17 protein-coding genes, 2 tRNA genes and 1 riboswitch are annotated in these 21312 nt (G+C 37.1%); of the genes, 13 read left to right on the top strand and 6 right to left on the bottom strand.

Going from position 1 to position 21312, the window contains the following annotated elements:
* The first annotated feature begins 398 nt into the window (after positions 1-398).
* The 3 genes from HMPREF2802_RS05320 (at position 399) to HMPREF2802_RS05310 (ending at position 3428) form a co-directional block, all read left to right on the top strand.
* A complete protein-coding gene (locus HMPREF2802_RS05320) occupies positions 399-1991 on the top strand; it encodes an alanine/glycine:cation symporter family protein (RefSeq protein ID WP_070503005.1) in 1593 nt (530 codons plus the stop codon).
* An 86-nt stretch (positions 1992-2077) separates the two neighbouring features.
* Entirely contained in the window at positions 2078-2824 is a 747-nt protein-coding gene (locus HMPREF2802_RS05315) for an esterase family protein (RefSeq protein WP_070503004.1), read from the top strand.
* Positions 2825-2915: 91 nt separating this feature from the next.
* Positions 2916-3428, top strand: a complete 513-nt coding sequence (locus HMPREF2802_RS05310; protein ID WP_002472217.1) for a 2'-5' RNA ligase family protein — start codon at positions 2916-2918, stop codon at positions 3426-3428.
* An 84-nt stretch (positions 3429-3512) separates the two neighbouring features.
* Here HMPREF2802_RS05310 and ltaA read toward each other — a convergent pair whose 3' ends face one another.
* Together ltaA and HMPREF2802_RS05300 are read right to left on the bottom strand one after the other, a co-directional pair.
* Complete coding sequence (gene ltaA, locus HMPREF2802_RS05305; RefSeq protein ID WP_040806667.1) at positions 3513-4697, bottom strand: lipoteichoic acid biosynthesis MFS flippase LtaA; 1185 nt, start codon at positions 4695-4697, stop codon at positions 3513-3515.
* The gene (locus HMPREF2802_RS05300; protein ID WP_070503003.1) at positions 4675-5850 is read right to left on the bottom strand and encodes a diglucosyl diacylglycerol synthase; all 1176 of its coding nucleotides are present in this window, start codon (positions 5848-5850) and stop codon (positions 4675-4677) included. The genes ltaA and HMPREF2802_RS05300 overlap by 23 nt, the downstream gene beginning before the upstream one ends.
* A 617-nt stretch (positions 5851-6467) precedes the next feature.
* Between HMPREF2802_RS05300 and HMPREF2802_RS05295 the strand changes: the two genes are divergently transcribed.
* From HMPREF2802_RS05295 to HMPREF2802_RS12310, 9 genes are all read left to right on the top strand, one after another.
* Complete coding sequence (locus HMPREF2802_RS05295) at positions 6468-7952, top strand: UDP-N-acetylmuramoyl-L-alanyl-D-glutamate--L-lysine ligase (protein WP_070503002.1); 1485 nt, start codon at positions 6468-6470, stop codon at positions 7950-7952.
* A complete protein-coding gene (locus HMPREF2802_RS05290; protein ID WP_070503001.1) occupies positions 7942-8175 on the top strand; it encodes a YueH family protein in 234 nt (77 codons plus the stop codon). Before HMPREF2802_RS05295 ends, HMPREF2802_RS05290 begins: the two co-directional genes overlap by 11 nt.
* A gap of 20 nt (positions 8176-8195) precedes the next feature.
* On the top strand, positions 8196-9758 hold the full coding sequence (locus tag HMPREF2802_RS05285; protein WP_002472201.1) for a peptide chain release factor 3: 1563 nt from the start codon (positions 8196-8198) through the stop codon (positions 9756-9758).
* A 49-nt stretch (positions 9759-9807) separates the two neighbouring features.
* A riboswitch (yybP-ykoY riboswitch) is annotated at positions 9808-9961 on the top strand.
* A 118-nt stretch (positions 9962-10079) separates the two neighbouring features.
* A complete protein-coding gene (locus tag HMPREF2802_RS05280) occupies positions 10080-10874 on the top strand; it encodes a TerC family protein (RefSeq protein WP_070503000.1) in 795 nt (264 codons plus the stop codon).
* Between the two features lie 363 nt (positions 10875-11237).
* A complete protein-coding gene (locus tag HMPREF2802_RS05275) occupies positions 11238-13196 on the top strand; it encodes a S1C family serine protease (RefSeq protein ID WP_070502999.1) in 1959 nt (652 codons plus the stop codon).
* 18 nt (positions 13197-13214) lie between these two features.
* Positions 13215-14573, top strand: coding sequence for a TrkH family potassium uptake protein (locus HMPREF2802_RS05270; RefSeq protein ID WP_049406746.1), 1359 nt, complete (start codon positions 13215-13217; stop codon positions 14571-14573).
* 175 nt (positions 14574-14748) lie between these two features.
* Positions 14749-16260: a bifunctional metallophosphatase/5'-nucleotidase gene (locus tag HMPREF2802_RS05265; protein WP_070502998.1), complete on the top strand. Its 1512-nt coding sequence runs from the start codon at positions 14749-14751 to the stop codon at positions 16258-16260.
* 289 nt (positions 16261-16549) lie between these two features.
* A complete protein-coding gene (locus tag HMPREF2802_RS05260) occupies positions 16550-17284 on the top strand; it encodes a halocin C8 precursor-like protein (protein WP_070502997.1) in 735 nt (244 codons plus the stop codon).
* Between the two features lie 568 nt (positions 17285-17852).
* Complete coding sequence (locus tag HMPREF2802_RS12310; RefSeq protein ID WP_081479397.1) at positions 17853-18050, top strand: helix-turn-helix domain-containing protein; 198 nt, start codon at positions 17853-17855, stop codon at positions 18048-18050.
* A 593-nt stretch (positions 18051-18643) separates the two neighbouring features.
* On the opposite strand, the gene HMPREF2802_RS05255 is transcribed toward HMPREF2802_RS12310, so the two are convergent.
* From HMPREF2802_RS05255 to HMPREF2802_RS05245, 3 genes are all read right to left on the bottom strand, one after another.
* Positions 18644-18732: transfer RNA gene (locus tag HMPREF2802_RS05255), tRNA-Ser, on the bottom strand.
* A gap of 3 nt (positions 18733-18735) precedes the next feature.
* Positions 18736-18810: transfer RNA gene (locus tag HMPREF2802_RS05250), tRNA-Asn, on the bottom strand.
* A 232-nt stretch (positions 18811-19042) separates the two neighbouring features.
* Positions 19043-19609 (bottom strand): competence protein ComK, encoded by a 567-nt coding sequence (locus tag HMPREF2802_RS05245; protein WP_176744774.1) that lies wholly within the window; start codon positions 19607-19609, stop codon positions 19043-19045.
* A 279-nt stretch (positions 19610-19888) separates the two neighbouring features.
* On the opposite strand from HMPREF2802_RS05245, the gene HMPREF2802_RS05240 reads away from it, so the two are divergent.
* Positions 19889-20107, top strand: coding sequence for an IDEAL domain-containing protein (locus HMPREF2802_RS05240; protein ID WP_002471866.1), 219 nt, complete (start codon positions 19889-19891; stop codon positions 20105-20107).
* An 86-nt stretch (positions 20108-20193) separates the two neighbouring features.
* On the opposite strand, the gene HMPREF2802_RS05235 is transcribed toward HMPREF2802_RS05240, so the two are convergent.
* Positions 20194-21183: a lipoate--protein ligase gene (locus HMPREF2802_RS05235; RefSeq protein WP_070502996.1), complete on the bottom strand. Its 990-nt coding sequence runs from the start codon at positions 21181-21183 to the stop codon at positions 20194-20196.
* Between the last annotated feature and the right edge of the window lie 129 nt (positions 21184-21312).

Raw genomic sequence — 21312 nt, 5'->3', positions numbered from 1 at the left:
TCCTGTTAATCTTTAAATACGATACTATTAAGTATAGCTTATTCACCAGTGATACTAAAGCACAAATTACGCATGTATGTAAATTTTGCGCTATTGAATATACTGGTACAACTATTTACTTTATTTCCCACTTCTTTACCTTTTAAAAGTCTGAGAGAGAAAAATTCTTTGTACTTTCCTGAAGACTTTTTGTATTTCAGCAATCTGCGTGAAAATTTGTCTATTATTGTCCCATTGCGTAAAAAATTTTATTTTTGGTTAAATGGGGTAGGTACAGCGTTTAGTGAAGTTTTTCATCTAGTATAAAAAGAATATAAGTTGAATGGTAATTTTTTAAAGTGTATAATCTTTAAAAACATAACCATTTGCGCAACAAGTAAAAAAGGGGGATGGTACATATGTTAGAACATGTTGTATCATGGTTAAACGATGTTGTGTGGAGTAAACCGTTAGTAATTCTATTACTACTAACTGGTATTATATTCTCATTATTCACAATATTTTTACAAGTACGTCATTTTAAAGAAATGATTCGACTCATGTTTCAAGGGGAGAAATCACCTACAGGTATTTCTAGTTTCCAAGCGATTGCATTATCGCTTGCAGGTCGAGTAGGAACTGGGAATATCGTAGGGGTATCTACCGCTATCTTTATTGGTGGACCCGGTGCAGTCTTCTGGATGTGGGTCACAGCATTTCTAGGTGCGAGTAGTTCCTTTATTGAATCTACTTTAGGTCAGATTTACAAACGAGAAACGAAAGGGGAATACCGAGGAGGTCCGGCCTTTTACATTGAAAGAGGTATTAAAGGACGTACAGGTAAGATTTACGGGCTCATCTTTGCGGTAGTGACGGTTATATCGGTAGGATTGTTACTTCCTGGTGTTCAGTCCAATGCGATTGCGAGCTCAATGACGAATGCCTTTAACGTCAATCCATGGGTAGCAGCGATAGGTTTAGCAATCCTACTTGCATTGATTATCTTTGGCGGAATTAAATCTATCGCGAAGGTTGCGACAGCTTGTGTGCCGTTCATGGCAGTTGCCTATATTATTATGGCAGTCATCATTATTATCATAAATATCGATCAAGTTCCTGCCTTGTTCTCACTCATCTTCAAATCAGCTTTCGGTATGGAATCAGCATTTGGTGGTATCTTTGGTGCTATGATTGATATCGGTGTTAAAAGAGGATTGTACTCAAACGAAGCAGGTCAAGGTACAGGACCTCACGCAGCTGCAGCAGCCGAAGTATCTCATCCAGCTAAGCAAGGGCTTGTACAAGCGTTCTCTGTCTACGTAGATACATTATTCGTATGTACAGCAACGGCGCTCATCATTCTAATTTCAGGCACTTATAACGTAACAGATGGAGGAAGTGACGCGCACGGCAAACCGCATTTAATTAAAGATCATGGTATATTCGTGCAGACTGCGAATGGCGATAAAGACTATTCTGGTACAGCAATGTATGCGCAAGCCGGCATTGATAAGGCTTTCCAAGGTAGTCATTATCACTTTGATCCTTTATTCTCAGGCTTTGGTTCTTACTTCATTGCCATTGCGTTGTTCTTCTTCGCCTTTACAACGATCCTGTCATATTACTATACAACAGAGACCAACATCTCATATTTAACGCGTCACGCTTCAGCACGCACGACGAAATTATGGGTGAACATCACACGGATACTTTTAATACTTGCGACCATCTATGGTGCTGTCAAGACTGCAGACGTCGCTTGGAGTATGGGTGACTTAGGTGTAGGTATGATGGCATGGCTCAATATCGTGGCGATTTGGATACTTCATCGCAAAGCACTGAATGCACTGAAAGACTACGAGATGCAGAAGAAACGCTTAGGTTCTGGTCGTTATGCGATTTATAGACCTGATCCTCGCGAAGTACCTAATGCGGATTTCTGGTTAAAAGACTATCCAGAACGTATCCGTAAAGAAACGAACATCAACATCGACGATTATGATAAGATGTAACGCGTCTTGAATGACAAACGTGCATATTTCAAATTCACACGTCTCTTGGTACAATAACGTTAGGAGTATGAGGGAGCGTGTTAAGAATGACCGAATTTCAACCGGGTAAGATTACGACAATCGACTTTCCAAGTGAAGCGCTTGGACGTTCAATCAAATTATCTATTTACTTACCCAAAGAATATACTGAATTATTTAAACATAAAGTGATTATTTGCTTTGATGGCCGTGATTTCTTTAGCTTTGGTCAATTACATCGCAAATATGAAAAACTGCGAGAAGCTGATAAAGTAGAAAAAGCAATCTTCGTTGGCTTTCACTATGAAACAGTAGATGAACGACGTAAAGAATTTCATCCTCAAGGAAGTAAAGCACCGCAAACAGTTAAAGCGGTAACACAAGAAATTCTTCCATATATAGATCAAACGTTCTCGACGTTCAAAGTAGGAAATAGTCGCATACTGTTTGGAGACAGTTTGGCTGGTAGTATTGCTCTGATGACTGCCTTCTCTTATCCGAGAATCTTTAGTCAAGTCGGTGTTTTGAGTCCGCAATTTGCGCAACCGATGGATCAACTAATTGAACGCTGTCAATTTAAGGAACTACTCAATATTTGGCACGTGGTTGGTTTAGAAGAGGAACGCTTCAACCTACCGACTACAGGTGAAGAAGCGGACTTTTTAACACCGAATAGAGAACTTCATGAACTGCTTGTGCAAAACAATGTAACCACGCAATATCAGGAATTTGATGGTGGTCATCGCTGGAAATCATGGCAAGGTTTATTAGAAGAACTACTAATTTATTATTTATCTGATGATATTTCATTTTAAATCATTACAGTAAAAATACATTAGTTATAAGTAACGCTTTTTTCAGAATTTTGATATAATGAAAAGTAAGAGAAACAAAGGAGGAATTTCAATGATATTAGGATTAACATTAATTCCGTCAAAAGACTTCCAAGATGAGGTGAATGCATACCGTAAACGTTATGATTCACATTATGCAATGATTAAACCTCATTTAACGATTAAAAGCGCATTTGAAATTGATGATAAAGACTTTGATTCTGTTAAAGATGAAATTAAACAACGTATTCAAGGTATACCAGCAGCGGATATTCAAGCGACAAAAGCTTCAAGCTTTGCGCCGACGAAAAATGTCATTTACTTTAAAGTAGAAAATACGGATGCTTTACAATCATTATTTGATTCATTCAACACTGAGAAATTCTATGGAACAGCTGAACATCCATTTGTTCCTCATTTTACTATCGCACAAGACTTAACAAGCCAAGAATTTGAAGATATTTACGGACAAATGAAATTAGCTGGTGTTGATCATAAAGAAACAATCAATGAGCTTACTTTATTAAAATACAACCATGACGAAGATAAGTGGGAAGTTGTTGAAACATATCCGTTAGAAGGTTAATCAATAGTATTAAGCTAAGCATATATAAAGATTAGAAGAGCGAGTGAAAGGGTGAAGAATCACCATGCTTTCACTCGCTTTTTTCTAATGCTTACGTAATCGTAAAAAGTAGATGCCGTAGAATAATGCCAAGAAGAGGTATACGGCAGCTGAGAAATAGAATGTATTAATTTCACTACCTGTAAATTGAGCAATCAATCCACCAGGGAGCGGCCCAAGCATCGCGCCGAAACCTTGCACACTATTGAACACGCCCCACGTTTCTTCTTGTTCTTTAGGATTGATATAGCCGGCCATAAATGTATTCCAAGCAGGAAGTAAGACCCCGTACATCAGTCCGATGATGAGTGCTAAGCCCCACACAATGTAAATGTTAGTAATCAAAGTGAGGGAGAAGATGAGTATCATGTAAAGAACGAAACCACCGAAGACGATGCTATGCATAAATTGTCTGCTATTATTATCAATCATCTTCGACAAGAAAAGCATGGATATCGTACAACCGATGCCTCCGATGATTAAGGTTAACGTGTACTCTACAGTAGAAACACCGACAGTTTGTTTTGCATATGTAGGTAAGATAGGGAGTAATGCTGAGATTGCTGTACCTTGTAATAATATCCCTGGAAATAATATAAGGTGGCGTTTCATCACATCTACTATTTGAACTAATTGTGCTTTGACCGGACGTGTATCGTAGTTAGTTAGACGAATTTTCACAAAGTAATACATGATCCACGCGAGAAGAACCACGAGAGCCATTAGGAAAGTAAAACGGGTCGGGCTGAATTTAAAGACAAGGTTCATGCCAATCCATCCGACGAGTAAACCTAATAACCAAGCAAAGTACACATAACCCATTTGCTTACCGCGTTGTCGATCGTCTACACTAGCCAGCATGATGACCCAAATCGGGCTTACAGCTACGCCAAGTAAGATTGCGCTGAGTATCAGTACAACGGGGTGTGTTGGGAACCATATGACTAAGAATAAACTTCCGAAAGCTAATAGAAAGCCTAATGTAAGTACAACTTTGGTACCTAAACGCTTGAGTATAAATCCTATTACGAAGTTGGTCACGGCATCTGAAATAAAGTGTACAGAGACGGCTAACGATGTGATTCCTACGGCAACAGAAGTCGCTGTAGGTAACATCGATAGATAGCCGAGAATGTACATGCCTCGCGCAAATTCCATTAAAAATAGGATTAACAACATGATTATAAAGTTTTTACTGACGCTTTGCTTATTTAAGGAGGAACTTTGCATATAACGGAACCTTTCCATACATTTCTTGATATTGTGCTGACTGATTTAGTAAATCCAGTAAATCTCTACATAATTTATATGTTGAATAAGGAACTTTCGCTTTACGCATGGCTTCAGTCATCTGAGCTAAAGTTTCTGGGTGATTCGTTAGACTAGAAACGACATCAATAGCTTCTTCTGGTGTGTTTGCAATGCGACCGAATCCTTTGTCCTGAAAATAAATCGCATTCTCTAATTCTTGACCTGGCGCCGGATTTAAGAAGACCATCGGAATCTTACGAGTTAATGCTTCAGAAATTGTGATACCACCTGGTTTCGTTATCATGAGCTGACTAGAAGCCATCCATTCATTCATATAGTTGGTATAACCAAGAATCAAGACATTGTCGTAATCCTTAAATTTGGCTGACAAGGAACGTTTCAGCTCTTTGCTCTTACCACAAATCATCACGATTTGAGATTGGGGGCTGCGCTCGAGTATTGAAGTGATCATTTCATCAAAGCCTTTAGAAACTCCGAAAGCACCCGCAGACATCAGAATAGTTGGCTTGTCAGGGGCTAGTTGGTTGTGCGCTAACCATTGTGCTTGATCAATATCTTCTTCAAACTTGTCAGCAATTGGAATACCAGTTACTTTTATTGCGTCGCTAGGGATACCAATTGACTCAAACTCTTTCTTCGTATCTTCAGTGGCAAGGTAATAACGTTCAGAATGTGGTGTGATCCAGTTCTTATGTAGACGGTAATCTGTCATAACAGTAGCCACTGGTATATTCATATTAAATTGTTCAGTTAATACTGACATTACTGGTGTAGGGAAAGTAAGTAATATAAGGTCAGGTTTCTCTTTCATCAATAAGTTGAGCAATTTATTCAATCCATAATATTTATAGAAACATTTATCTAATTTGTCCGGACGACTGTAATAGAATTGTTTATAAGTATTACGGAAGTATTTGAAACTATTAATATACCATTTTTTACAAATGGTCGTCACGATGGGATGTGCTTCCATAAATAAATCATGCTCGATAATTTCGAGATTATCTAAATCCATCTTCTGAAACTGATTAACTATACTTTGTGTCACTTGCAAATGACCATTACCAAAAGAACCAGTAAGTATCAATATCTTTTTAGTTTGAGTCACCATAACGAGGCACCCTCCAGTAGTCAAATTTAACTCAAAGTTAGTGTAACGCATTTACATGGCGTATAAAAGAGTCCAAACCCTTGTGAATGCTCTATTTGTTTCATCATTAATCAAAGCTTATTCAGCTCTTTTTATAAACTTCAAATTATACAGTTCATTACATTATATCATTTTACAACCCTGTGTGGAATCAGTCATACTATAATCGATACAAATATGCTAAACATCTCCCGTGGACTCTGTTGTTTAATAGCGACTAAAATGGTCACGACAAAGATTGTCGAGAGTGACTAACATACTAGGGTCGTAAAGGGTAAAGATGTAATTAATGATAAAGATTAATTATGCAATTAGCATATCATGAATCTTTACATTTTTCTTTGTTTTATATGTTATTTATATAAATATTCAAAGTAAATTAATCTTACCTTAATATCAATTCTGATTGAAGCAGTATAGTGCCATATTGTGTTTATTAAGCAAGACGAAGATTATTTTAGACCCTCTATACATATATATTACTAGTAAAAAAGTGTATAATATATCTTATTGGCATAAAACAATGAAGTCTTACAAAGAGCAATAATGTAATTTATATATAATAAGGAGAGAGAATCGTGAAGGCGAGTGCATTGTTCGAAAAAATCAAAGTGAAACAAGTTATCGGTAGTTTAGATAAAGAAGTGAACGATATTACAACAGATTCTCGTACTGCAAAGCCAGGAAGTATCTTTGTTGCATCAGTAGGCTACACAGTTGATAGTCATCGTTTCTGTCAGCAAGTCGCTGATTCAGGATGTGAAGTTGTAGTCGTGAATCGTGAACAAGAAATTGACGGTGACGTCACACAAATCATCGTTCCGGACACGCTACGAGTAGCAAGTTTACTGGCGAATAAATTATTCGACTTCCCGAGTAAGCATTTAACGACATATGGTGTCACAGGCACAAATGGTAAGACATCTATTGCTACGATGATTCACAATATTTACCGTGCCTTGCACAAAAATAGTGCTTATTTAGGAACGAACGGCTTTCAAATCAATGAAGAGAAATCTAAAGGTGAGAATACGACTCCAGAAACTGTTTCTTTAACTAAAAAAATTCAAGAAGCAGTTGAAAAAGATGCCGAAGCAATGACGCTAGAAGTCTCAAGTCACGGGCTTGCCTTAGGACGTTTGCGTGGCGTGGAGTTTGATGTTGCGATCTTCTCGAACTTAACGCAGGATCATTTAGATTTCCATGGCTCAATGGAAGCATATGGACACGCGAAATCGTTACTTTTCAGTCAACTTGGACAAGACCTCTCTAAAGACAAATTCGTAGTGCTTAATAAAGATGATGATTTCTCAGAATATCTAGAGACCGTTACACCATTTGAAGCCTTCACATATGGTATTGATAATGAAGCTCAATTCATGGCTACCAATATTCAAGAAACATTACAAGGTGTGACATTCGATTTAGCTACCCCTTTCGGTACATATCCTATTCAATCCCCATATGTGGGTAAATTTAATATTTCTAACATTATGGCTGCTATCATCGCGGTGTGGAGTACAGGTATCAGTCTTGAAGAACTCAGTCGAGTAGTGCCTCGTTTAGAACCAGTGGAGGGTCGTCTTGAAGTGCTTGATCCTGATTTGCCAATTGATTTAATTATCGATTATGCGCATACAGCTGATGGAATGAATAAATTGATTGATGCAGTGAAACCTTTCGTCAAACAGAAACTCATCTTCCTTGTTGGTATGGCTGGAGAAAGAGATATGGGCAAGACACCTGAAATGGGAACCGTTGCGTGTCGCGCAGACTACGTCATCTTTACGCCAGACAACCCAGCCAATGACGATCCTAAGATGTTGACTGCAGAGCTTGCTAAAGGTGCTACACATGATAACTACGTTGAGTTTGATGACCGTGCAGAAGGTATTCGTCATGCTATTGAGGTAGCTGAACCAGGTGATACGGTTGTGCTTGCTTCCAAAGGTCGTGAACCTTATCAAATCATGCCAGGTCATGTTAAAGTACCTCACCGTGATGACTTAATCGGTTTAGAAGCTGCGTATAAGAAATTCGGCGGTGGACCGATTGAAGATTAAAGAGGTCCAGTTAGCAGAAGTAGAACGCCAAGTCTATATTTATAAAAATGAGTCAGAGCGAGCGACATTGATAGACATACCTGACTTGGAATGGTCAATGTTACTTCCTGATACTCAAGACGAACAAGAACTTGAAACGGAACTCGTGATGCATTTATTCACCTTAATGGATGACGATGATGCCGAACATATAGCAAGACAAATTATTCAATGGTTACAATAAATATTTAAAGGAGTTAAAGCATGTCTATCAAAGAAGAAGTTGAATCTAGAAAGACCTTTGCCATCATCTCCCACCCGGATGCTGGTAAGACAACATTAACTGAGAAATTACTGCTTTTCGGTGGTGCGATTAGAGAAGCAGGTACTGTTAAAGGTAAGAAGACGGGTAAATTTGCGACAAGTGACTGGATGAAAGTTGAGCAAGAGCGTGGTATCTCTGTTACAAGTTCAGTGATGCAATTTGACTACGATCACTATAAGATTAATATCCTTGATACACCAGGGCACGAAGATTTCTCTGAAGACACGTATCGCACATTGATGGCGGTCGATAGTGCGGTCATGGTTATTGACTGTGCGAAGGGGATTGAGCCTCAAACACTTAAACTTTTTAAAGTTTGTAAAATGAGAGGCATTCCTATCTTTACCTTTATCAACAAACTCGATAGAGTCGGCAAGGAACCGTTTGAATTACTTGATGAAATCGAAGAGACGCTTAATATTGAAACATATCCAATGAACTGGCCAATTGGAATGGGTCAGAACTTCTTCGGTATCATCGACCGTAATGAGAAGACAATTGAACCATTTAGAGATGAAGAGAATTTACTTCATCTTAATGACGATTTCGAATTGGAAGAGTCTCATCCAATTGCTAATGATTCTGCATACGAACAAGCAATAGAAGAATTAATGCTCGTAGATGAAGCGGGTGAAGACTTCGATAAAGATGCATTATTAGGCGGTGAACTTACGCCTGTATTCTTCGGTTCAGCACTTGCAAACTTTGGTGTTGAGAACTTCTTAAATGCTTATGTTGATCATGCGCCAATGCCTAATGCAAGACAGACGAAAGATGGTAGTGAAGTGAGCCCTTATGATACTGATTTCTCAGGATTTATCTTTAAGATTCAAGCAAATATGGATCCTAAACACAGAGATCGCATTGCGTTTATGCGCGTAGTAAGTGGTGCTTTCGAACGCGGTATGGATGTGAAACTACAACGTACGAATAAGAAACAGAAGATTACACGTTCAACATCATTTATGGCAGACGACAAAGAAACTGTTAACCATGCCGTTTCAGGAGATATCATCGGGCTTTATGATACGGGTAACTACCAAATTGGTGACACTTTAGTAGGGGGTAATCAAAAGTTTGAGTTTGAAGACTTACCTCAATTTACGCCAGAACGTTTTATGAAAGTATCACCGAAGAACGTTATGAAACAGAAACACTTCCATAAAGGTATTGAACAACTCGTTCAGGAAGGTGCCATCCAGTACTACAAAACATTGCATACTAATCAAATTATTCTTGGTGCTGTGGGACAACTGCAATTTGAAGTGTTCGAGCACCGTCTCAACACAGAATACAATGTAGAAGTAGTTATGGAACCAGTAGGTCAGAAGATTGCACGCTGGATTGAGAATGAAGAAGATATCTCAGATAAGATGAATACTTCACGCTCAATATTAGTTAAAGACCGTTATGATCAATATGTCTTCTTATTCGAAAATGAGTTTGCGACAAGATGGTTTGAAGAGAAATTCCCAGAAATTAAATTATATAGTTTGTTATAATTATTAGAGTTGTGTATAATTACTTTTAACAAATAGCATACCTATGACTAACACAGTCAGAGGGGAGTAACTTAACTATTCGGGTCGTTGATGACAATCGATAATCAACGCATACGATCGAATAGCGTCACTTTGTCGTCATTACGAAGATTATTTCTTCCGGTAAAGTGGGCAAATATTATCTGCTAAGTGAGACCTTTGCTACTGTCATGAATAATGTCTAGAAGTGCAAGTATTTCTTTGTGGTACAGACAGTTATTCGATTGACGGATGGCATAGGTCTCTATTTGTATTCAATAATATTTGAAGGAGTTGTCCTTGATGGATCCGAGTTTAATATTACCTTATCTATGGGTGCTCGTCGTATTAGTCTTTCTCGAAGGATTATTAGCTGCCGACAATGCAGTGGTTATGGCTGTAATGGTCAAACATCTTCCGCCTGAACAGCGTAAGAAAGCATTGTTCTACGGCCTGTTAGGTGCCTTTATCTTTAGATTTATTGCTTTATTTCTTATTAGTATTATCGTTAATTTCTGGTTTATTCAAGCTGCTGGAGCGATTTACTTGCTCTACATGTCTGCGAAGAACCTTTATCATTTCTTTAAAAACAAAGATGAGGGACCTCAGAATCCTGATGATTTAGAATCAACTGAATCAGAAGAAGAACAGAAAGTAAGTAAAGGTCATTTCTGGTCTACTGTCTTTAAAGTAGAGTTTGCTGATATTGCCTTTGCGATTGATTCAATGCTTGCAGCAATGGCAATTGCCTTTACGTTACCGACGTTAGGGATTCACTTCGGCGGTATGGATTTAGGCCAGTTTGCCGTGATGTTCCTCGGTGGTATGATTGGCGTTATTCTAATGCGTTTCGCAGCCACTTGGTTTGTGGAACTCTTGAACAAATATCCAGGATTAGAAGGCGCAGCATTTGCTATCGTCGGCTGGGTAGGAATTAAGCTTGTCGTCTTAGTCCTTGCACATAAAGATGTAGGTGTCCTCCCAGAGTCATTCCCGCATAGTACGTTATGGCAAATCATCTTCTGGTCTGTGATGATTATCCTAGTGATTGTGGGTTGGCTAACGTCATTAAGAATGAACAAGAAACAAAGTAAATAACCCTCTCATATATATACACGCTTTAACATTGCATTTTACTTCTAAAAATTGTAATTTAAAGCGTGTTTTTTTATTGAAACGCAATGATGGAGGTAAAAAAGTGAGCGAATATTTGCCAAGGTGACAAGAAATGAGGAGCCAATACGATGCTTCGAGCCTGATAATTGCATTACTTCAGTTCCTGCTTTAATAAGAATTGATAAGTCTGTTGGTTTTATCCTACAATTAAGATAAAATATTTTTCAGTTAAGATAAGCAATTGAGTTGTAGAAATGTTAATAAATTCTGCTAACTACAAAGCAATTGCCGCTCTAATATGTCATAATATAAACAAATGTTCAGATTTGAATGGAGGGGCTGTGTGTGGACAAGAATGAAAAGCACGTCATTCCACGCCATAAATATAAGCGGAAACGACGTGAATTTTTCCACAATGAAGAACGAGAAGCACGTGTAAAACGAGAGCAAGAAAGACAGGAAAGGGAACAACAACGAGAGGCGCAACTGGCGAAGAACAACGAAGAACGTGTGAAAGACAATATGCGTAAAGCACGCATCGAGAAGCTCACACAAGAAGAGATACAACACCAACATGAACGCGCAGTTCAAGAAGAGGCTGAGGACTATCATCGCCAAGTTGAACAAACTGATGAGGATGAAACAGATCAACACCTATCTGAGCCGGACAACTCGCATGAAGAAATCGCTCAACAAGATGTAGATGCTGAAACTCAAATTGGAGAAGATTCTGGTGAAGCGATGCAGTTGGAATCTTCCGACGCACACCATCAATCTCAGAAACCGCACTCTTTAAATAATGATAAGCAAGAGTCGAGACATCATCTAAAGGGAAGTCAAAACAACGAAGAGGAGCAAGGTGCACGTGACCGTAATAGTGAGCCACATGTACCAACTTCTAAACGCTCTCAAAAGACTGTCCATCAAGATGAAACGGGTAACCACAAGAAAGTAGCTGACAAAGATAATCTTCGAGATGCTCAAGATAATAAAGCATCGAACGAGGGTTCTAACTTTTACTCAGAACAAGCGCAACAGTCTAGAGTAGAGCGTTACGTTTCTGATGAGGAGAAACCAGTGCATCACTTAAATACATCAAATAGAGATCAGAATACGACATCTTCTGACAAACAAGGCAAGCAACGAGACATTTTAGAAATAGTGCGCAATTTCTTAACGCAACATTGGGCGAAATTGCTCATTGCGCTAGGTATATTACTGTTGATTATACTCATATTTGCGATTTTTAATAACGTTAATAACAATGGGAAAGGATCGAATCATCTCTTCCAAAGTAACAACGATGACGATAAACACTACACAGAGACGATGAAAAGTGCAAATTCAGCGATTCACTCTGTAGTTACAGTTGAAAATGATACAGATAAGTCGCGCTCTTCTGCAGACAAAGAAACACAAGAATCTGGCAAAGATAACGAACTAGGTTCAGGTGTCGTCTACAAGAAAGTAGACGACGCTATTTATGTCATGACGAATGCCCATGTGGTAGGTGACAAGAAGAAGCAGAAGATTACATATGGTGACAATGATTCGACGACTGGAACTGTGATAGGTACGGATAAATGGTCTGATATTGCAGTAGTGAAAGCAAATGTTAAGCAACAGAGTGATGTTAAACCGATTAAGATGGGCGACTCTAGCAATCTTGTGCTCGGCGAACCTATCATTGTAGTCGGCAACCCTTTAGGTGTAGATTTCAAAGGCAGTGTCTCTAAAGGGATTATTTCCGGGCTCAATCGTCACGTACCTGTCGACATTGATAAAGATGGCGAGTATGATGAGTTGATGAATGCCATCCAAATGGATGCGCCTATTAATCCTGGTAATTCAGGCGGTGCTGTAGTAGATCGACGTGGTAAACTTATCGGAATTGCTTCGCTCAAGATTGATATGGATAAGGTTGAAGGTATGGCCTTTGCTTTACCAGTTAATGACGCACAATCCATCGCTAAACAGTTAGAAGATAAAGGTGAAGTTAAATATCCAAATACAGGCCTTAAAGTGACAAATTTAAGCGATTTAAATGAGGGTGAACGCGCATCACTCAACTTACCGAACGATGTCGATAAAGGTATTATCGTTGAAGATGTGAATGATGGTTCACTTGGAGATAAAGCAGGTTTACGTAAAAATGACGTTATCGTGAAGTTAGATGATAAAGAAGTAGAAGACAAATTAAGATATCGACAAATTATCTTCAATCATAAAGATGATCATAAATCTTTAACAGCTAAAGTATACAGAAATGGAAAGGTTAAAGATATTCAAATTAAATTGAAGTAATCTTGAGGTGAATAAAGGTTGTCCATTTTCAATCAATTACTAAAAAAATCGAGCCCTCAACAAGGTATTGTGATGTACTATCTCTTTGCTATAGTGGTCGCGTTCTTATTACTCAACCTTCCATTTGTGCATAAACCAGGTGTAGATGTCGATCCAATCGACTCATTATTCGTAGCTGTTTCAGGAGTGAGCGTTACAGGCTTATCACCGATTGATATCGCATCAACGTATTCTACCTTTGGCCAAATCATCATTATCATCATTCTCAACATTGGTGGAATTGGTGTAATGGCCATCGGTACACTGCTCTGGGTGGTTCTCGGTAAACATATTGGTATCCGTGAACGCCAGCTTATCATGTTAGATAACAATAAGGACAACATGAGTGGCACAGTGAAATTGATTATAGAAATCGTGAGAACGATTCTGATTATCGAACTCGTAGGTGCATTATTGCTCGCGTTCTATTTCTATCGAGACAGCCATGATTTAAACTATGCGTTGATGCAGGGTGTCTTCGTTTCTGTATCAGCTACCACGAATGGTGGCCTTGATATCACAGGGAAATCCCTCATGCCTTATGCGAATGACTACTTCGTTCAAACGATTGTAATGTTTTTAATCGTTCTAGGGTCAATTGGTTTCCCAGTATTGTTAGAAACGAAGGCGTATATCAAGAATCGTATTCCTAATTTCCGTTTTTCGCTTTTTGCTAAAATAACGACAGTGACTTATTTTGCATTATTTATTTTCGGTTTCTTGATCATCCTGTTATTAGAGCACAATCATTTATTTAAAGGGATGTCCTGGCACAAGGAATTGTTCTACGCGATGTTCCAATCATCTACTACACGCAGCGCTGGGTTGCAGACCATCGATGTAAGTCAATTTGGACAAGCGACGAATCTGATTATGGGATTACTCATGTTCATCGGTTCTTCACCTAGTTCAGTAGGGGGAGGTATTCGAACAACCACGTTTGCGATTCTACTCCTCTTCTTGCTTAACTTTAATAATAATAACGAACGGACAGCGATTAAAGTCTTTAACCGTGAAATTCACGGGTTAGATATCCAGCGTTCTTTCGCTGTCTTCACGATGGCAAGTGTTCTGACGTTTATAGGTGTCATTATTATGCTCGTGGTCGAGAACGGTAAGATGTCTTTCTTACAAATCTTCTTTGAAGTTATGTCGGCATTCGGAACGTGTGGCTTATCACTAGGCATTACAAGTAACCTAGATGATGTATCGAAAGTGGTCATCATGATTCTGATGTTTATCGGTCGTGTCGGCTTGATTACCTTTATCATCATGATAGGTGGTCGTCGCGAACCAGATAAGTATCAATATCCGAAAGAACGTATTCAAATTGGTTAATTTATTGATTTAATAGGTAAGGACAAAGTGAGAATCATTGCTGAGGAATTCTTGCTTTCGTTCTTGCCTTTTTTATAGCGTAAAATGCACAGAGAGAAGCGGAGAATGAAATATTTCTATTCACTCATCATGGTCACATGTTAAACTAAAGAAGATAGTTAGGAGCGAGAAAAAGATGAAAAAAAGTGAAAATATATCTATAGATGTAATAGCGACTTCTGACATGCATAGTTATTTCTTAAATGGACCAGATGGATCGAATATTTACCGTGCAGGGACGTATGTAAATCGTGTGCGTGAGAATAACCCTAACGTTATTCTGTTAGACAGTGGGGGAAGTCTGGCCGGCTCTCTAGCTGCTTATTACTACGCGATAGTGGCGCCGTATAAACGTCACCCTATGATTAAGTTGATGAATGCCATGCATTACGATGCGAGTGGAATTAGTCCAAATGAATTTAAATTTGGTTTACCATTCTTCTCCCGTTCTATCGCTTTATCCAGATTTCCATGGCTTTCAGCAAATATTGAATATCAGCGTACGAAAGAGCCGTACTTCTCTACACCGTATACGATTAAAAAGATTTCAGGTGTAAAAATTGCGATTGTCGGATTAACTTCAGATGGTTTAATGAAACGCGAACACTTTGAAATGGAATCAGATGTGAGCATGGCCAAGACGATGCTAACGGCGAAACGTTGGATTCGCTATATACACGAAAGTGAATCACCAGACTTTTTAATTGTGATTTATCACGGCGGTTTAAACCAATTAAGTCAGAAACCGCGTGAGCATGAGCAAGAAGTGAATGAAGCAGAGAAGATTATTCAAAATTTAGGTGTTATCGATTTGTTAATTACAGGTCACCAGCACCAAACTTATATCGGTAGAGATAATGAAACACTTTATGTGCAAGCGGGGCAGAATGCGGAGCAACTCGTGCATGTTAATGTGAATTTTAAAAAACATACGACATCCTACGAAGTGGATTTCGTTAATTCTGAAATTGTGGATTTAAATCAATATCCAGAGGATTCCACGCTGCTAACTACGACGTATTACGATCGCAAAGCAGTTGAACACTGGATGGATGAGATAATAAGCGAGCAAGTAGGAGATTTAACGGTGGATGGTTTAGAAGATGTGGTTACTCGCCCACATCTATTTATTCAACTCTTACATGACAGTATTCAAAGAGAACATGCCTTTGATATTTCATGTGTGCATTTACCGTGTAATGGCGAACGAGGTTTGAGCGGTCAAGTAACTAACCAAGATATCTTTGAAGCTTATCCGCATCCTGATGTGCCCATTGATATTACTGTGAAAGGTGCAGATATTAAACAAATCCTTGAATATAGTTATGGACATTTAGAGTTTAGTGATGGGGAGTTGAGTTTAACGATTATCGACGAAACATTATGTACATTCTGGCAAGGCGTAGAGTATGATGTCGATATGACTCAACCGCCTAATCATCGTGTTACGTTACACAATATTAATTTAGATCACATGTATCGTGTCGTGATGACAGATTATTGCTATCGTAACTACCAACAAATTCTTGATACGGCTATCATTCACCATACTGATAAAAATACAATGGGTGAACGCATTGCTCAGCAATTACAAGACGATGAATATCAATTAGAGCATAAGCAGACGTTTAAAGTGAAATTGAAGTAGGTAGCGTTTGGTTTGTGGATGGGATTTTCTTCAGTAATACGAATATATTTGAGAGAGGAAGGACGTATAAAATGTGGATGCGTTCTTCCTTTTTTGTAAAGAATTGAGATTATTTATCTCGTTTACAATAATGAAGTGTTATGAAAGTTGAATCTAATATAAAAATACTCAATATAAATAGTCTTTTGCTAAACAATTAGGAATTAATAATCAACACTTAGGGAATATTTAGCTAGAAAATAAAAATAATGATATTATAAAATTATAAAGTAAAAAGGAGAGAATTTTTATGAAAAAGTCATTTTTATTGTTATTATCATTTTTTGTAATTTTAAGTTTATGCATCCCGCTTAATCATGAGAGTGCAAGTGCCTCTACTAATGATGTAAATAAACCTGACAGTAATGTTGATAGTAAGACTAAACAACGTATAATCGAAAAAATCAAGAAATCAGATGTATATCAAAAACATGCAAATTCTACATCAATTAATTCAATAAAAGATAATAATATCATTGTTCATTTGGATAAAGGTGAGAATACAAACGTATATTCAGTTAATTATGTGTTTGGAAAGAAATTAGCTAAACAAAATAAAAATTTAGCAATGATAGAGTTAAAGTATAATGAGGCAAATAAAAAGGTTTTCTATGATCATATGATGTATTCTAAATTTGTCAAACATGATAATAAGAAGTTTATTAATATGAAAGGTGTTTTAAATGACAAACCCTATTATGAGTTTAATATAGATCAAAATGGACAATATTATGATGAAAATTTTAAAACTACTACTAAAAACAAAATTGAAGAAGATTCTTACAAGAACTTACCACCTAAAGAACGTGGCTGGTGTGAATGGGCAGTAGGAGCTTTATGTGGTACTGGCGGAGCCGGTGGATGTTGGGCCGCTGCTGCAGCTTTAGGTATAACAACTGGTTGGGGTGGTTTCTCATTAGCAACAATTTGTGGTCTTATAACTTCACTAGGTTGTACAGGAGCAACTAACTATATTTGTAAATAAAGAAAAGGTGATAGAATGACAACATTTGTAATAATTTTTCTATTTGTGTATTCTATAGTAATCACACTGATGTATTTTAATAAAAAGAAATAGAAAGTAAAAATTTATAAACTAATCATAATATAGTTTCATAATTTAAAAGAAAACCTCAGTAAGAGTACTAAATACTTGCTGAGGTTTTAGAGTTTTAATTGGAACGGGCAATATAAAAATTAACGGCTAGTGATTTTTTCATCGCTAACCGTTAAAAGTGTACAGCCAGAAGTACTCCTAGGTCAACCAGTACAAGTCGCAATTGTACTGGTTGACCTAGGAGTATTAAAGCAACTTAGATTATGGCATATCGACTATATTAGTCGAAAGCCGAACAGCAAAGATTAATTTAACCGGAGGCATAGTGCCTCCTCCTTACATGTTTATTATATATCTTATAAAAAGGGGGGTCAAGTGATGTATTATTTTTTAACAACAATTGTAGTTGTTTTCGTTCTACTGATACCCGAATTTATAAAATTTGCACGAATTAAACACTTGAAATCTTTAGGTTACAGATACGAAGGTGATCGACTTGTCAGTATACAAAAAGACAATTGAGAAATTATTTAAGAGTAATATTACTGGTTATCAAATAAGCAAAGCAACAGGCATCAGTCAAAACGTAATATCAGGCATTAGAAATGGGAAACGTCAAATAGACAATTTAACACTTGGTACTACAGAAAAATTATACGAATTTCAAAGGAGTTATTATTCAAAGCATAAATAGTAACTATCAATTTTAGACGGACAACGTAACGGGCAAAGTGAATTACCGATATCAAAGTTGTCCGTTTTTTAATTAAGAATTCTAATACGTCTTTATATATATTTCGATGAATATAAAAGAGACTGGGACAAGTAGTAAAAACTATCTAATTTTCAATGTTAAAACTCTCGCTTGCTTATGGGACCACACTCAACTAATTCTTTTCGCTCAAAGAGTTCGAAGAATGGATTTTCGTTGTGGTCTAGTTCCATCAAGCGTCTCGAGTACACATTGAAAATTTACTCATGAATTTATTTTAAGTTTGCTTTTTATTCACCTCAGAAGTAAATACACATTAATGTCCTAGACTCCTACACTTTATTAATAAGTGATTTATAAGTATTAGCGGAAACTTGAAGATTTAGGTTTAAAATTGAATAGTGAAGATGACATCTTCTGCATATAATAATAAGGCTACCCGAGGGAGTAGCTTTTTATGTATATTTTAATTGGCGTGCCGTTGGCGTAAAAGTTTAAATACTATTGAAAGCTATAGACCTCTATACATAACAAAAGCTCGTTATATCAGAGATATAACGAGCGATAAATATTAACGGAAACGGAGGGATTCGAACCCTCGCGCCGCTCTCGCGACCTACACCCTTAGCAGGGGCGCCTCTTCAGCCAACTTGAGTACGTTTCCATATGGCTCCACAGGTAGGATTCGAACCTACGACCGATCGGTTAACAGCCGATAGCTCTACCACTGAGCTACTGTGGAATAATGTGATTTCTATCAAGCACAAATATTATTATAGCAAGTACACAGATTTTTTCAAGAGGTTGAACCCAAAAAATAAAAGAATATTTACACTCTGTATAGATATAGTTAAAATTTATTTAATAACTTTAATGTTAAACCTCTGCCTGAAATGACTGATTTTTGATATAGATACTCCCGACTACTGCAGGAAGTTAATCGGGAGTATTGTAATTCAGAGAATAGTTAGATACTACTCCTTATGTTCAAATAGTTTCGCGTATTTAATAAGCACTTCGTAAATGTTAAGTTCCTTTTTAGCATAATCTATAGGATTATTAGGATCACTAGTAAATACTTTTACTGATCGTTCCATTAAAAAATTATATAAAATGGCATTTTTGTATTGATGATCTAAGCTATGTTTAGAAACGTTAACAGTTAAGGTTTGATTATCCACGAAAAAGATTTTACATCTTTTATCTTTAAGTTCTTTAATCTTTTCAACGTAGTGGATGTTAATCCAAGCGTTCTCTGATTTACGGTCTGAATGCGTAGGGAAAAAATAGGTTGGAAAAAGTGGCGTTAATAAAATAGGTGGCTTACTAGTAATTCCGGTTATACGGGTCGCTTCATTCTTTTTATGTAAGTAGGGAGCACCGTAGAACCTACATGACACTTCTAATACCTTTTGAGGTTTTTTCGGTAAAATAAGTGATGGTGAATTAACTTTCAGGATTTTGGTGCTTGCATGCATCCCTCTACCGTTACTAATCGGGTAAAGTGCCATGTCTTCTTGCTGAATAACGTCAAGTTTCATAATGATGAAACCTCCTTTAAGTAATTGCACATTTACTTCAAACTTTATATAAATCTGTAAGATAATCATATACTAACCCAATCGAAAAAGCAACTCATAATATATTTCAATTTTACGGTTTCTCACAACTTAAAAAATGAACGAAATCACTCTCAATTACTTAAAAATTGAAGGTAGTCAAAGAGTAAAATTCTACTAATAAATATCTGAAAATTCATTGATTTCAAATATCAAAGTATGTATAATACTAACAAATAGAAATAAAGGAGTTGCATTCACATGCAGAACAAAGCAAATTTGAAGTATGAGACACTTGAAGCTTTTATCAACACGATCAACGATTTGGGTATTGAACTTATCATCGATCAAGCGCTACGTAACGTACGTAAGCAAGAACTTGAGAATTTAATCGATGAAGCACTCAAAAATAAAAATGAAGAAGAGTTCAAGCGCTATACAAAAGAATATAATGAATTGGAGGCATGTCTCGTTGGATAACTCAAGTCATTCTTCCTCGATGAACAAAAGGACGCTGTGTTAAAGTTTAGAATTACTAATATAACACAACGTCCTTTAATTATACTCTAAGACATTAAACGAATGAGTTCATCTCTGTTAATATCCCCGAAATAATGGTAAATACTATAGTGTGAAAGCGCCTCTTTAATACTGTTGAAATCGTGTAATGTACCGACGAGCGCATCTTCAATCTCACTTACGTCTCCTTCACCGAAGAAGTCACCGAAGATTTTCGCATTTTCAATTCGGCCTCTACGTACATCGAGTTTAACTTGTACAAATCCTTTATCAAATTTCTCTTCTCTTTCGAAATTATACTTCGGATTACGACCGTAATTCCATTCCCAAGTGCGATATTTTTTATTACTTAGTTGTTCTATATTTTTCCAGTCTTCATCTGTAAGGTGATATTCTTCAACATGGTCTGCTTCACCAAATATTGTTTTTAATATAATACTTTTGAACTCTTCGATTGAAATAGGTTCATCTAGAAATTCCACAATATTTGCGACACGACTTCTTACTGATTTAATTCCTTTAGATTTAATTTTAGCAGGATTAACTTTCAAAGCATTTTGAACCTCACTAAGCTCACTATTGAGCATGAGTGTTCCGTGACTAAACATACGAGATTTAACCTTTACCATAGCGTTACCAGAAATCTTCGCATTACCCACTTGAATATCATTACGACCAGTCATTTCAGCTTCCACACCTAAGGATTGTAAAGCTTGAACGATTGGCTCGGTAAATTTCTTGAAGTTATGGAAACTATTGCCGTCGTCATCTGTAATAAAGCTGAAATTCAAGTTACCTGTGTCATGATATACTGCTCCACCGCCAGAAATACGACGAACGACATCGATACCGTGTTCAGTCACATAATCTTTATTAATCTCTTCATGTGTATTTTGGTTCTTGCCTATGATGATTGAAGGTCTATTGACATAGAATAGGAAGTAGCTATCGTCATTCGGCATATGTTTAAGTACATATTCTTCCATTGCTAGATTTAAAGTTGGATCTGTGATGTTGTTATTACTAATAAATTTCATCGTGCATTCACTCCTATACCCTAGTGGTAATATTGTTCATCAATGAGATGTCATCATAGTTGAAGCTACTATTCCCCCTCACTTTATTTATGCCTTAAATTGAGGTAAAAAGCTACTCTTTTACTCATC

Origin of the sequence: Staphylococcus sp. HMSC071G07 (genome assembly GCF_001811435.1) — a bacterium.
GTDB classification, from domain to species: Bacteria; Bacillota; Bacilli; order Staphylococcales; family Staphylococcaceae; genus Staphylococcus; species Staphylococcus pettenkoferi.
Note: the sequence above shows the minus strand (reverse complement) of the source record. Positions and strands in the feature narration are given on the sequence as shown.

Bases quoted from the DNA above. Each gene is read 5' to 3' on its own strand.
- HMPREF2802_RS05320 (WP_070503005.1), top strand. From the start codon at position 399: ATGTTAGAACATGTTGTATCATGGTTAAACGATGTTGTGTGGAGTAAA.
- HMPREF2802_RS05315 (WP_070503004.1), top strand. From the start codon at position 2,078: ATGACCGAATTTCAACCGGGTAAGATTACGACAATCGACTTTCCAAGT.
- HMPREF2802_RS05310 (WP_002472217.1), top strand. From the start codon at position 2,916: ATGATATTAGGATTAACATTAATTCCGTCAAAAGACTTCCAAGATGAG.
- ltaA (WP_040806667.1), bottom strand. From the start codon at position 4,697: ATGCAAAGTTCCTCCTTAAATAAGCAAAGCGTCAGTAAAAACTTTATA.
- HMPREF2802_RS05300 (WP_070503003.1), bottom strand. From the start codon at position 5,850: ATGGTGACTCAAACTAAAAAGATATTGATACTTACTGGTTCTTTTGGT.
- HMPREF2802_RS05285 (WP_002472201.1), top strand. From the start codon at position 8,196: ATGTCTATCAAAGAAGAAGTTGAATCTAGAAAGACCTTTGCCATCATC.
- HMPREF2802_RS05280 (WP_070503000.1), top strand. From the start codon at position 10,080: ATGGATCCGAGTTTAATATTACCTTATCTATGGGTGCTCGTCGTATTA.
- HMPREF2802_RS05265 (WP_070502998.1), top strand. From the start codon at position 14,749: ATGAAAAAAAGTGAAAATATATCTATAGATGTAATAGCGACTTCTGAC.
- HMPREF2802_RS05260 (WP_070502997.1), top strand. From the start codon at position 16,550: ATGAAAAAGTCATTTTTATTGTTATTATCATTTTTTGTAATTTTAAGT.
- HMPREF2802_RS05245 (WP_176744774.1), bottom strand. From the start codon at position 19,609: ATGAAACTTGACGTTATTCAGCAAGAAGACATGGCACTTTACCCGATT.
- HMPREF2802_RS05240 (WP_002471866.1), top strand. From the start codon at position 19,889: ATGCAGAACAAAGCAAATTTGAAGTATGAGACACTTGAAGCTTTTATC.
- HMPREF2802_RS05235 (WP_070502996.1), bottom strand. From the start codon at position 21,183: ATGAAATTTATTAGTAATAACAACATCACAGATCCAACTTTAAATCTA.